The sequence below is a fragment of the Amphibacillus jilinensis Y1 genome, assembly GCF_000306965.1.
In the GTDB taxonomy this organism is placed as follows: domain Bacteria; phylum Bacillota; class Bacilli; order Bacillales; family Amphibacillaceae; genus Amphibacillus_C; species Amphibacillus_C jilinensis.
Map to the genome: position 1 here is coordinate 1,847 of NZ_JH976443.1, position 13,674 is coordinate 15,520.

A 13,674-nucleotide genomic window follows, 5' to 3' on the forward strand; every position below is an offset into this window, starting at 1 on the left:
TAAGTTGTCTTATTTTTGCGACGAGATATAATATATCACGTTTAAAAAATGGCGTCAACACTTTTTTGAAAAGAATTTTAAAAAGTAGATGATTATTTTATAGCATATTTTTTCTGACAACAAAAAATAATATAGCATACCCTTCCTATGTATGCAATACTTTTTTAATACAATATTAAAAATTATAATTTATAATTTGGGATATACTTTATCACTTCTTGATCATCTGCTATTTTTCGCAATAGTTGAAACAACACTCGATATCTAGCTGTCATTGCTTCCTTAACAACTTGGTCGACTCGACTATCTTCCATATCTAACAATATTTCCTCCATCTCTCTTTTTACTAGATATTCCATTTCTTTCAATTCTGTATCTGAGACCATCAATCCCAACATGTAACCTACTCCATTTCACTCAATCATTATTTATAATTGCAGATCTGCTTGTTTTAATTTGCATGATATACATATTTAGTAGATGGACATGCATATAATGGAGTACATTCTTTTCTAAAAGGAGTTATGTTATGACTTTTTTCTATACCATTAAATTAAAGCATGCCAAAAGATATTTCATCATTATAGTCTGCACCATCCTAGCGATAACTATTCTTGCTATAAACGGAGGCAACCACTTGTCCGTATTCTCCTCACAAGATGGCCCTGTTGGGTTAGCAAAGGGAAATGAAAAAAACGAAGATGTCAGCTTGACCTTTAACGTTACATGGGGAGATCAAATGCTGGAGCCTATTTTAGACCAACTTAACGAACATGATGTTCAAGCAACCTTCTTTTTACTCGGGGAGTGGGCAGAGCACCACCCGCATTTAATCGAACTTATTGATAAGGCTGGACATGAAATAGGCATGCTAGGCTACCGATATAAAAGCTATCTCGACTTAGACAACAGCGACATTGTTAAAGACTTACACCGCGCAAAGGATGTATTTAACAAATTAGGCTACACCGATTTAAACCTATTACGCACACCTAGCGGTCATTTGGATGAAGAGGTTCTAACAATAGCAGTCAATCAAGGCTATGACGTTATTCAGTGGCGGGTTAATTCAAACGATTGGAAAGCACCAGGAATAGATAATATCGTAGAGGAGGTCATATCTGAGACTAAAAATGGAGATATCATTCTCATGCACGCATCAGATTCTGCTATTCAAACAGCAAAAGCTTTAGAGTTAATACTCCCTACTTTAAAAGAGAAAGGTTTTAAATTTGTCTCCGTATCAGAACTTATTTCTCAAGCTGACATTGAAACAGACCCCGTTGAATAGTGATTACACATAATTCTCCTTCTTTCTTCTCATATTAAGACTGTGATGATTTTATTCCAGAAGGAGTAGAGTGGCGATGTCTTATCAAAAAATAGCGTTTTTCATATTAATAGCAGTCATCTCTTTAATGGGCTGTAGCCCGGCTAACAACAATTCAGGTAATCAAGAGGCTAACTACGAAACAACAAAGAAGATGGTGACAGATATTCTCAAAACGGATGATGGCAAGCAAGCTATTGTAGAAGTAATTGCCGATGAATCAACCCAACAGATTTACGTGATTCATGATCAAATCGTCCAGTCAGCGATTGAGGAAGCATTAACCTCTAAAGAAGGACAAGAATTTTGGTCGAATATGTTTAGTGATCAAGAATTTGTAAAAGAATTCTCTGATGCAATGATTAAACAACAAGAAGATGTATTTAAGCGACTAATGAACGATGCTTCTTTTCAAGAAAAAATGCTTGAGCTTTTAGCAAATCCTGAAATTGACGAACAAATGCTAAGCCTAATGAAAAGTCAACAATTTAAAAGCCATTTAGAAGAAAGCATACAAGAAACTTTGGAATCCCCTTTATTCCAAGCGAAGGTTTCAGAAATTGTAGTTGATCACGCAAAAAAAATAATGGAAGCTAAAGATGAACAAGCAACCGAAGATCAGCAATCTGAAGAGGACCCTTCTAACAACAATGATTAAAATATCTAGCTCTCATTAGGCACCTTGCTAGAGCAGACAATAAAAAGACCTATCCTTTGAAAAACGTAGGATGGGTCTTTTTATACGTTGTGACTTTTTCTCATTAATATTATTCTTTATCAATCACATACTGCGCAATTTGATGATATATTTGTCCAATCGGATCGTCTTTGGTGTAAATTGAGCCTCTTGCACTCGGTTGATCACTTGGTTGACCTAATGGAATTTGACCAATTAGTGGTGCTTGTAATTCCTCTGCTAGCGCCTGGCCGCCCCCTTGTCCAAACACATATTCTTTTTCCTTCGTTACTTTACTTTCAAAATAAGCCATATTCTCTATAATACCAATAATTTCATGTTGAGTGTTAATGGCCATTCTACCAGCGCGAGAGGCTACAAACGCCGCGGTCGGATGCGGAGTCGTAACGATAATCTCTTTTGACGATGGAATAGTATTGTGAACAGCTAAAGCCATGTCTCCCGTACCTGGTGGTAAATCAAGTAATAAATAGTCTAGCTTCCCCCATTCAACTTCATCAAAAAAACTACGTAACATCTTTCCTAAGCGTGGCCCTCTCCAGATAACCGGCTCATTGTCCTCAACAAAGAAACCCATTGACATAAGTTGTACACCGTGTGCCTCAACCGGAATAATACGATTTCCTTTTAAAATTGGCCGCTCCGTAATCCCCATCATATCTGGTACACTAAAGCCATAAATATCAGCATCAATAATCCCAACTTTTTTCCCTAAACGTGCGAGTGCAACAGCAACATTCACCGTAACCGTTGATTTGCCTACCCCACCCTTACCACTAGCAATAGCAAGAAATCGGGTGCCCATTTTACCATTTAACAGCGTAGGCTTTTCATCCGTCGTGTTTTGGAACGACTTAAGTTGGTCATCGGGGAGTTGCTCGAACCTTAAGCCCACAGTCTCCGCACCTGCTCGTTTAAGCTTAGCGACCAACTCTTGTTGTAGTTGCATTTGCTCAGCGGTGTTCATTTCAGCAATTGCGATCTTAACACTAACAAGCCCTTTATCTTCATTTATTTTGACCTCACGAACACCACCTGTTTCAGCTAGGGTTTTATTTATAAATGGATCTTTTACTGGTTTCAATAAAGCGATCACTTGGTCTTTTGTTAACACGACTATATCAACCTTCCTTTACTAACGTCTGTAGGGGTAGTATATCACAATCATTTTTAATCAAAAAATTTACTGTTCACTTGAGGCAAAATAATTTAAAATACCGTGATATATGCTTGCTGCCATTTGATCTTGGTATGCAGGTGTTTTTAATAACGCACGTTCTTCAGGGTTCGATAAAAAGCCGATCTCTACTAACGCTGACGGACGGTGAGCATATTTTAATATATAAATACTATTCACAGCTAAAGCATCACGGTTCGTATTACCTAAACCAGTGACGATTTCACTTTGAATAGATTCAGCTAACACCTTCGAGTCCGAGCGATTGGGATGATAAAAGGTTTGAGCGCCTCGCCATTGGCTTGAGGGTAATGCATTCAAATGAATACTAATGAATAAATCAGGATCTTTCTCTTCAACAAAAGCGATTCGATTTCTTAAATCTTCAACTTTCCGTCGCGATAGCCCCTTTGTATCCTGAGCAGCCAAGTCTTTATCCGTTTCCCTCGTTAAATATACAACCGCACCCGCCTGTTGCAGATAGTCTCTTAAATCTTCGCTGACCATTAATGCAATGTCTTTCTCTAATGTATCACCATCTCCAACAGCACCACCATCAACACCGCCGTGCCCAGGATCAAGGACAATAACTTTATTCGTTAAAGGTAAGTTTAAAAATTCCGTTGAGTTAATACTAGTTTCAGTAGGATATTGCATAAGTAAAATTAATACAATGGCCCCTAGTAACCATATCACTACCTTTACACTTTTCGACATCGCTTGTCCCTCCGTTCATACTTACTTAACTATATGGGCACAAATTAATAATTAGAACGAAAGAAAAACCTATCCTATGTACCATACATCAAAGGCCGCCAGAAAATGAGGCAGCTTATTGATGCATAATAAGATAGAATAGGTTTATTTATACCAGTCAGCAATATGACTGTATTGGACTAACTTTTCGTGCGACCCGCCTGGATCATGTGGAGATAAATAAATGGCCTCCATTCCAAGCATCAGTGCAGGGGCTATTTCATTAATAAAATTATCGCCAATTGAGACCATTTGCTGATATGGTAATTGATAAAACGATTGAAGTTGCTCAAAATAATAGCGCGTCTTCTCCGGCTTCCTTGCCGAAGAAATGATGTGATCAAAAATGCCAACCAAATTTAATTCCTTTAATAAGCGTGACACATCTTCACGATCACTATTGGTCATTAGCACAATTTTATCCGTTGCCTTTAATGATAATAGAAATGAACGGAGCCCCTCAATTTCCCGCAATTGAAATTGATCGGTCACCATATAGGCTTTAGTCGCATGGTAACTTGGCTGTGTATCCGCCACACCATAGTGTTTAGCACAAGCAAAGGGGAGCCACCAACCATCACCAATCGCCACAAGTGAAGTGAAGTCAAAGCTTAAGGCCTCCTTGCCGTAAATCGACGCAACATCTTGTACTGGCGTTCCATCCCACTTATGAGCAGCGATTGCCTGTAATGTTAGCGGATCTATGGTCACCGATAAGTCACGCGCAACGTCATAGACTTTTCCTATTGCAATCACATGATTTCCTTGCTTGATTTGCTGGTAATCAGCCCAATAGTTACCCTGATCTTGGACAGGAACACGTTCCATCAAGTGCTCAGCATAATAATCAAAGTGATCCGTTTCCTCATATAACGTTCCATCAAGATCAAAAATATATAATTTTTCCATCGATTCACCCTTTCCTAGTAATTTAAGTAGTGGTGGGCATTTTTGTTATTGATAAAACGAACCTTCAATCAAGGGGCGTTTGCATTCTTCTCCCACCAATTGGCCGTTGACTGAATCAGAGATTAGCGCCCACCAAGATAATTTTCACTACTTTCTATTTTGAGGCTAGAGTTTAACGGACGATTATCCGTGGTAAAGTTACACACAAAAGAGTGAGGTCTTGTTCTAGCATCTAAAACGCTTGTTAAGTTATGTCGCGGATTAATAAGTTAATAAGTAACCCTCTTCTGCATCGTTTAACTCCAAGTGCCTATATCTCCACTCACTTCAATTCAATATATTGATTTAAAAGCTTCTGATGGAGCATTTGTGAAGCAACAAGGATGGATGAGTGACCAAAATAATAAACAGGTGCTCCGGCAAGTGTTGTACAGGTTAATCCTTGCTCCTGTAACATGACGTAAGCAGCTCCAAAATCCCAGGCGCCCAAACCATTATAAACTGCGCCATCGATGCGCCCAGTTGCTACATATGCAAGTTCTAGAGCAGCAGATCCAATACAACGGAAGCCACGACTATCACCAACAAGTTGCTGTAGCTTTTTTTCATTAAGGTCATCGTTTGGAGCCAACCAAAGATGGTTAACACAAAATAACGCTTCTTCAATGGATTTTTTCTCGACAACAGGAGCAACGCGCTTTTGATCAATATATAATCCTTTCCCCTCTAGCACATGGAACATTTCGTCTTTAACTGGATCATATATAACACCTACTGTCGGGTTACCTTTAATATATATCGCAACTGATACTGAGAAGTTTGCTTTAGTATGAACAAAATTCGTTGTGCCATCAATCGGATCTACAACCCAAACGACTTCATGTTCCGGTTGATAATCTCCACTTTCCTCAACGCCTTCTTCTCCTAATAAATAATGGGTAGGATAATAAGTCTTAATCTTGTTTGCAAAAAAGCGTTCAATCTCCTTGTCCTTTTCTGTCACAAGATCGGCAGCTGATGTCTTATATTCAATATCTATCTCTTGTGTAATTGCCTCTCGCAAAATAGCCCCCGCTTCATAGGCCCATTCTTTCGCATGTTGATACATTGTTTCTTCTGTTTGCATATCATATCACCCTTCTGGTTCTAGCACATTTAATTATTATTCGAAACAAATAGAGATGAGGATCAATTATCAGACCCTCACCAATCCTATCTATATTAGACTAATTTCTTACGGATCTTACCACTAATAAAGTCAATTAAACTGACAAATAGTACGACAACAATTAAAATCATGCCTACATCTTCCCAGTTTCTTTGGTAAGTTGCTAAAATAAGTGGCGCACCAATCCCACCTGCACCAACAATCCCAAGTACAGTCGATGCACGAACATCAATCTCAAATCGATAAATCGAGTAAGAAGAGAATTCAGGTAATACTTGGGGAAGTACACCATACCATATCGCCTGCAATCGATTACCACCACTCGCACGAATAGCATCAACTGTGCTAAGATCAATCGATTCAATCACCTCGGCATATAGTTTTCCTAACATACCGATCGAATTAATACTAATTGCTAACACACCTGCATACGGCCCAATACCTACTGCAGCAACAAAAATAATTGCGAAAATTAATTCTGGAATGGCACGAATCGCATTTAACAGCGCCTTACCTAGATAAGAAAATTTCTTCGATATATTACGCGCTGCCAAAAAAGCAACAGGAATAGCCAAGATCGTCGCAACAACTACACCTGCAAAAGCGATCGCGATCGTTTCTAACATATATCCAATGTACTCTGGAAACTGAACGATGTAATCCACTTGTGTAATGGGAACTATAAATATTCTTCTTAGCGTATCTAACGGCGAGGCTTGCGAACCGGAAATACTAAATGATGTATTTAAGATAGCGATGATATAAAGGGCACTGAGGATAATCAGTGTCATATAAAATTTGATTTTCCCTCGTCTTGTCTGGGCTTTTCTTAGTGATATTTTGGCTTGTTCGCTCATTATTCTAAATGCCCCCTCAAGCGATTACTCACTGTATCAATTATTGTAATCGTTAAAAATGTCATAAACACTATTGTTGCTACGTTGTTATAATTAAACATCCTTAATTGTTGTTGCATAATAATCCCAATTCCACCTGCACCAACAAACCCCAAAATAACCGATGCCTTGACGTTAATTTCTAATACATATAACACATATGACGCAAATTGCGGCAAAATTTGCGGCATAATCCCATAAGTAATAACTTGCAGCGTATTTCCTCCCGAAGCCCGTATCGCCTCGATCGGCCCAGGGTCTACCGCTTCAATGGTTTCACTCACGAGTTTTGCAAGAATACCTAAAGAAAATACTGTCAGCGCAAGAATACCTGATACAGCACCAATGCCAACTAAAGCGACAAACAAAACAGCTAAGATAACTTCAGGGATGGTTCGCAAAATATTTAACAGATTACGGACCACCTGATACAGCCACTTATTGCGGTTAATATTACTAGAAGCGATAAAGCTAAGCGGAAGTGCAAAGATCGCTGCAAAAGTGGTACTAAAAAGTGCCATGTTCCATGTTTCTAATAAACTTCGAGCCACCCTGTTCAAATATCCCCAGTTAGGTGGGAATAAGTCCTCAACCATAAAACGATAAATAATCGGTAAACCTTCGATCACTCGATTTGGAAAGGCATTGGTTTGAAAAACCGATAACATATATAAACTAAACACAACGATAATTGTGAAGGCAAGCATCCATTTAAAACGCGGTTGTGTTAATCGATAGCGTTCCATTGTTTTTTTACCGTTCGTATTTTTATTGGCCATTATTCTTCATCGCCTCCAAGAAGATCATCGTCTTTAATTGGGCGACCATAAATCTCCTCAAATGTAGCTTCAGAAACTTCACTAATTGGACCGTCAAAAACGACCTGGCCATCACGCAACCCAATGATACGGTCAGCATATTCCATTGCCATATCAATAAAATGCAAATTAACAAGCGTTGTCAAATTATCTTCTTTACTAATACGTCTTAAATCTTTCATCACTCTATGTGAAGTAGGGGGATCTAAACTTGCTACTGGTTCGTCTGCTAAAATGACTTTCGGCTGTTGAGTCAAAACCCGTGCAATACTAACCCGTTGTTGTTGCCCACCACTTAATTGGTCAGCTCGAACGTAAGCCTTCTCCTCAATACCGACACGCTTTAAATTATTCATAGCTAATTGCAAGTCATCTTGTGAGAACAGCCCGAGCATACTCCTTAACGTGCCGGTATGCCCCAGCCTACCTGCCATAACATTTCGTAAAACGGACATCCGCTTAACAAGGTTATAGCTTTGGAAGACCATCCCTACATTTGTTCGCAATTGACGTAACTTTCTTTCTTTAAAAGTTAATACATTCTCACCATCCAACAGCAATTCACCATCAGTTGGTGTTACCATACGATTAATACTTCTGATTAATGAGGACTTACCTGCCCCAGACATTCCGACCACGACGACAAATTCACCGTCATTGATCGTTAAATTAATATCCTTTAAGCCTTGATGCCCATTTGGATAAACTAACGACATATCTTTGATCTCGATCAAACTTGCTCACCTTCCCCACTGTGGAATTAGCATTAAAGACAAATGCCAACATATTTCTATCTATTATAACTTAAATAAATGACGCTTTACATTAAAAAAATTGACTTTCTCCGTCTCTGCAACAGATAGACCATCGATTTTTTCTATGAATGAACTAGTCGCAAGATTTCTTGATCTCATCTACTTCCTGCATGAGAAAGACAGAAAAGAAGCGTCTGTTATCATTAAAAGTGCATCATGATAACAGACACTCTTGTATCATTTTATTTACTCAAACAGCATTAGTTAGCTAAATCATCTTCAAATTCAGCAAACACTTCACGAACGATATCATAGTCAGAAGACTGCGCTTCAGCTACACCATCCCACGTGTATATTTCATACATAATTTCTAACATTTCTTCGTTATCATTTAAACTTAAAAACGCTTCGGTAATTTGCTGCTTTATTTCATCTGGTAATTCACTTCTTACCGAAATCGTATCATTTGGAATTGGATCTGTATAACCGATGACACGAAGGTCGTCATATACATCTGGAAACTCGTCTGCAAGTGTGTCACGTGCATCGTCAAATGTCGTTGCAAAATCAGCCTGTCCATCAATTAATTGCATCATGGCATTATCATGGCCACCTACGCTAAAGCGTTGGAAATGGTCATCTAAATCTTCGATACCCATGTCAAGCAACTGCTTCGCAGGGAATAAGAAACCTGATGTTGATAAATCATCTGGATAAGCCCAAACCAGGCCTTCTGTTTCTATTATATCTTCGATCGATTCAATTGGAGAGTCCGCTGGAACGGTATATTGTGCAACATACGAATCCTCATCGTTACGAATCGACTTCAAAATAACTTCAACGCCAGCACGGTCTTCAGCTTGAACAAAACCAAATGGGTTTAAAAAGCCAATATCAACCTGTTGTGTACGCATCGCTTCAATAAGCCCACTAAAATCAACCATAACTTCTGCTTGAACAGGAATGCCTAATTCTTCTGACAAAAATGCTTCTAACGGTTCAGCAGTTGTAGCAATGTTGGCCGCATCTTGAGAAGGGATAAATCCCATTACTAATTTATCTATTTCTTCCGCATCTTCACCATTTTCAGAGCCATTATCTGTCTGATCACCCGGTGTAGCATTCTCACCAATTTCTTCACCACATGCGACTAAGGCTAGTAAACCAAAAAAGACTAATACGACAAATCCTAAACGCTTTAACAAAATAATTCCCCCTCCAAATAATCATATGTATTTGACCTACACATCCATTATTATTTAGAGGGGCTAACAAGTCAATGCAATTTACAAAACTTTTACGTTAAAAACTGATTTTTTATGTTAAATAGTCTAACAATGTTAAACTTTTCACTTATAGATTACTCATTATTACGTTTTTTATTCCACTTTATTACTTTTTTTCGTCTATTTCCGAACATTGGTTGTTATCCGCGTTTATTTGTATCGTTTTTTAGAGAGGCAAGCAGGATGACCATTGCTAGTCAACGATTATAGGAGTTCAGCAGCATTACTGAAAACAACATTTCGAGACAAAACGACAGGTTTAGACGTATAGCGTTGCACCGTTTCTTTCATTATTTGCGTATAGCCAATACAATCCAATACAATCACACTTATATCAGTCTGATCTAATTGTTTAGTCGCCTCTACTAATTGTTGTTCAGAATAGTGATAAGGCGAGCAAGCGACGGCTGTTACGTTAAAACCGGCAAGTTGCCACTTTTCTTTAATGGCATCGGATTGTTCAATTAATGGAACAATGACCCCAATATGATCAGTGTCACGAAGTAACCCTTTCGTCACATGGTTTAATAAATAATCAGGATAAATAATCGGAAGATCGGAGTTAAATGGTTTAAAATAACCGGTACACGCTAAAATAATCAAGCTCACATTATCGTGATGATTAAACTGATCAATTAATGTTTGGATGATTGGGAGAATGCGTGTTTTCGCCATTTTAACCTGTGTGCCATCATTTAACTTCGAGACAAGTGTATTTTCATTTGGAAGTGGTTTAATAGACGCTAAGGTCTGTACAGTACATTGATCAAGTACCCCACGCTGAATGAATGCCACATGATTATTAAAAAAACGCGTAATTTCAGGGAACAGATCTCGTCGTGGTGATTGACCAATTGTAATAATCCCAACTTGATTTTGCATGATTTACCCCCTAAAAAATCTTAAATTCGCTTACTATCTATCGAATATCAGTTTTCCTATACTTTGCATTTCAAAATGTTAACGATGTTAAAGACCGCTTCTAAAAATCCAACAGTTCTAACATCTAGTAAAAAGGAAGCAGGCAAATTACCTCACCTACTTCCTTCATTATTATTCGTTACTAAGCGATATGTTAACACCATTTGGACTAACAACATAGATTGAACCATCTGCTGATAAGTGAAACCCTTCAACTTTTGGATTAATTCCCATAGCAATATCTAAATTGTCAAATTCAATGGTCGCATAATCATTCATAATCTCAGAAACAGCTTCTTGATAAAGCTCAGCGCGCTCTTCTTGATCTACTGTTTCAGTAAGCGCTCGATCAAGTAACTCATCTACTGTATCATTGGCATAACCTTTACCATTTCCATTCGAACCATGTTGGTTAGAGTGGAAGCGTGGATTAAGGAAGAAGTACGGATCCGGATACCATGACCAACCACCAATGTTCATCGGTGCATTGTTGCTAGAGATGGTATCTGTCAACGTGCCCCATTCTGAAACTTGAATATTAACATCAATATTTAAGTTTTCTTTCATTTGATTTTGAAAAATCGTTGCATAATTTGTCCGCGTTTCTAATACATAGAGGTCAATTTCAAATCCACCCGCATACTCGGTTTCGTCTAATATTGCCTGCGCTTCTTCTGGATCATAGTCAGCTTTGAGCGATTCAAAATCATCATCATAGCCCCATGATCCTTGTGGCAATGGACCATTAGCTACCGCTGCTCCTCCCCACTGGTGAACACCTTGAACAATTTCTTCTATATTTGTTGCTTTAAAGATCGCTTCTCTTACTAGAGGATCTGCTGTCGGTCCCTCTTGATAATTCATATCTAAATAGGTAATTGAAAGACCTGGTGTTGATAGTAACTCTAGATCATCATCTTGATCAATGACTTCTCTATTTTGCCCTCTAATATCAGTAGCTACATCAATATCTCCTGATCGCAACGCATTGGTCATCATCGCTTGATCGGTAATAAATGTGTAAGTAACCCCATCGAGGTGTGGCTCTTCTCCCCAATAATTATCATGTTTGACTAAATCGACTTGTTGATCGGTTTGCCAGTTTTCTAATATAAAAGGCCCCGTTCCAACTAAATGGGCACCAAATTGATCGCCCCAACCTTCTACTTCTTCTTCAGGGACAATAATATTCCCTTGGTCAGTAAGCATGGCAAGTAATGCTGAATTGGGTTCTTCTAAATGAATAACAACTTCAAATTCTCCTGTCACTTCAACACTTTCTACACCGGACAAGCGATTCTGTGCAGATGTTTCTGCAGAACGTTCCAAGCTATATTGAACATCTTCCGCAGTCATTAAACGGCCATCTTGATACTCACCAGGTTGGAAGTGAACATCTTCTCGTATTGTAAATGTATACGACATCATGTCATCAGCCGCTTCCCATTCCGTAGCCAAGCCAGGAACAAAGCTTTGTAAATCTTGATCGTAGACAATGAGCGTATCTGCTATCGCGCGCATAATTTGTGACTCATACACACCTGTATATAGTGTAGGATCAAGGGTTGCTGCATTGGAAGATAGTCCAATATTTAAAACCCCACCACTCGTTACGCCTTCTTCTTCACCTGATGTACCTTCGTTAGTCTCTTCCGTATCATTTGATCCACATGCTATTAGCACGAGCATAAACGACACAAGTAAAAAAGTTAAAAACAGAAACCGATAAGCTCTTCTTTCCATTCCATGATACCCCCTCTTTGTCATTTGGTTCATATAGTGATACAAAAGTTCATATAATGAATACATATTACCTTATCACATCACATTCTTGTTGTAAATATAAATTTTTAGAAAATTTAAAATAATCATAAAAGTGATTATTTTTTCTTGTCATCCTATTTACATCAGTGAGATTCGATGGTAACATCTTTACTAATTCATATAATAAAACAATAGTTCATATAATGAATCAAGGAGGTGCTCAATTGAAAAAATTTTTAATTAAACGTATCTTACAGCTCATTCCCACTTTATTTGTCGTTGCTGTGATTGTCTTCTTCATTACACGAATGTTACCAGGTGATCCTGCCGCGGTGATGCTCGGACCACAAGCGAGCGCCGAAGATGTTGCTGCTTATTCTGAACGATTAGGTTTGAATGATCCTTTGTATCAACAATTTTTTGACTATTTAGTCAATTTGTTGCGCTTTGATTTTGGTAATTCCCTTAATTATAACCAACCCGTAGCAGACTTAATTATGGAGCGTTTCCCAAATACAATTATTCTAGCTGTTAGCGCCTTAACCCTTGCCATACTTATCGGTGTTCCGGCTGGCATCCTTGCCGCTAAAAAACAAAACACCTTCATTGATTATATCGTCACTACCCTTTCACTCGTTGGCGTTTCAATGCCGATTTTTTGGTTAGGTGTCATGTTAGTTCTATTATTTAGCGTCAACCTTGGTTGGCTACCTTCTACAGGTATGGGATCGATTAATGATGGTTTATGGCCATTTTTTAGACATCTTATCTTACCTAGCCTTGCCTTAGCTACGATACCAATGGCTGAATTTGCAAGAGTGATTCGGTCAAGCATGCTAGAAACACTATCAAATGATTACATTAAAGCTGCACGATCAAAGGGATTGAAGGAAACCATTGTAATCTATAAACATGCACTAAAAAATGCATTGACCCCACTACTAACCGTCATGGGCTTGCAATTTTCTAAACTACTCGGTGGAGCTGTTCTTACTGAAACGATTTTTAGTTGGCCAGGTATGGGATTATTAATCGTTAATGCGATTGATCGTAGAGATTTCGTTGTCGTCCAAGGTTCTGTTATCTTTGTTGCGATTATTTATGTCGTCATTAATTTAATTGTCGACATTCTCTATAAAGTCGTCAATCCAAAGATCAATTTAGATGATCAGCATGGAGGTGGTAGTTAATATGGAA

The 13,674-nt window shown here is 38.3% G+C and carries 14 protein-coding genes and 1 rRNA gene (1 of these 15 running past the window's edge); 3 read left to right on the forward strand and 12 right to left on the reverse strand.

Annotated elements, in window-relative coordinates; translation table 11 throughout:
• Nucleotides 1-17 (reverse strand): 16S ribosomal RNA (locus B494_RS19740) (it extends 1,558 nt beyond the left edge of the window).
• 165 nt (nt 18-182) lie between these two features.
• Entirely contained in the window at nt 183-398 is a 216-nt protein-coding gene (locus tag B494_RS0117015; RefSeq protein ID WP_017473583.1) for a hypothetical protein, read from the reverse strand.
• Nucleotides 399-529: 131 nt separating this feature from the next.
• Between B494_RS0117015 and pdaB the strand changes: the two genes are divergently transcribed.
• Together pdaB and gerD are read left to right on the forward strand one after the other, a co-directional pair.
• Complete coding sequence (gene pdaB, locus B494_RS0117020; protein ID WP_026065307.1) at nt 530-1,291, forward strand: polysaccharide deacetylase family sporulation protein PdaB; 762 nt, start codon at nt 530-532, stop codon at nt 1,289-1,291.
• Nucleotides 1,292-1,367: 76 nt separating this feature from the next.
• Entirely contained in the window at nt 1,368-1,988 is a 621-nt protein-coding gene (gerD, locus tag B494_RS0117025; protein WP_017473585.1) for a spore germination lipoprotein GerD, read from the forward strand.
• A 109-nt stretch (nt 1,989-2,097) separates the two neighbouring features.
• Here gerD and B494_RS0117030 read toward each other — a convergent pair whose 3' ends face one another.
• From B494_RS0117030 to B494_RS0117075, 10 genes are all read right to left on the reverse strand, one after another.
• Nucleotides 2,098-3,141, reverse strand: coding sequence for an Mrp/NBP35 family ATP-binding protein (locus B494_RS0117030; protein ID WP_017473586.1), 1,044 nt, complete (start codon nt 3,139-3,141; stop codon nt 2,098-2,100).
• Between the two features lie 69 nt (nt 3,142-3,210).
• A complete protein-coding gene (gene cwlD, locus B494_RS0117035) occupies nt 3,211-3,921 on the reverse strand; it encodes an N-acetylmuramoyl-L-alanine amidase CwlD (RefSeq protein WP_017473587.1) in 711 nt (236 codons plus the stop codon).
• Nucleotides 3,922-4,065: 144 nt separating this feature from the next.
• The gene (locus tag B494_RS0117040; protein WP_017473588.1) at nt 4,066-4,869 is read right to left on the reverse strand and encodes an HAD family hydrolase; all 804 of its coding nucleotides are present in this window, start codon (nt 4,867-4,869) and stop codon (nt 4,066-4,068) included.
• A 322-nt stretch (nt 4,870-5,191) separates the two neighbouring features.
• Entirely contained in the window at nt 5,192-5,995 is an 804-nt protein-coding gene (locus B494_RS0117045; RefSeq protein ID WP_017473589.1) for an inositol monophosphatase family protein, read from the reverse strand.
• Between the two features lie 95 nt (nt 5,996-6,090).
• Nucleotides 6,091-6,894 (reverse strand): phosphonate ABC transporter, permease protein PhnE, encoded by an 804-nt coding sequence (phnE, locus tag B494_RS0117050; RefSeq protein ID WP_017473590.1) that lies wholly within the window; start codon nt 6,892-6,894, stop codon nt 6,091-6,093.
• Nucleotides 6,894-7,712: a phosphonate ABC transporter, permease protein PhnE gene (phnE, locus tag B494_RS0117055; protein ID WP_017473591.1), complete on the reverse strand. Its 819-nt coding sequence runs from the start codon at nt 7,710-7,712 to the stop codon at nt 6,894-6,896. Before phnE (B494_RS0117055) ends, phnE (B494_RS0117050) begins: the two co-directional genes overlap by 1 nt.
• Nucleotides 7,712-8,485, reverse strand: coding sequence for a phosphonate ABC transporter ATP-binding protein (gene phnC, locus B494_RS0117060; RefSeq protein WP_017473592.1), 774 nt, complete (start codon nt 8,483-8,485; stop codon nt 7,712-7,714). The genes phnE (B494_RS0117055) and phnC overlap by 1 nt, the downstream gene beginning before the upstream one ends.
• A gap of 281 nt (nt 8,486-8,766) precedes the next feature.
• Entirely contained in the window at nt 8,767-9,711 is a 945-nt protein-coding gene (locus B494_RS0117065; protein WP_017473593.1) for a phosphate/phosphite/phosphonate ABC transporter substrate-binding protein, read from the reverse strand.
• 285 nt (nt 9,712-9,996) lie between these two features.
• Entirely contained in the window at nt 9,997-10,674 is a 678-nt protein-coding gene (locus B494_RS0117070) for an AroM family protein (protein WP_017473594.1), read from the reverse strand.
• A 171-nt stretch (nt 10,675-10,845) separates the two neighbouring features.
• On the reverse strand, nt 10,846-12,456 hold the full coding sequence (locus B494_RS0117075; RefSeq protein WP_017473595.1) for an ABC transporter substrate-binding protein: 1,611 nt from the start codon (nt 12,454-12,456) through the stop codon (nt 10,846-10,848).
• 245 nt (nt 12,457-12,701) lie between these two features.
• Between B494_RS0117075 and nikB the strand changes: the two genes are divergently transcribed.
• A complete protein-coding gene (gene nikB / locus B494_RS0117080; protein ID WP_017473596.1) occupies nt 12,702-13,667 on the forward strand; it encodes a nickel ABC transporter permease in 966 nt (321 codons plus the stop codon).
• Nucleotides 13,668-13,674: the final 7 nt, after the last annotated feature.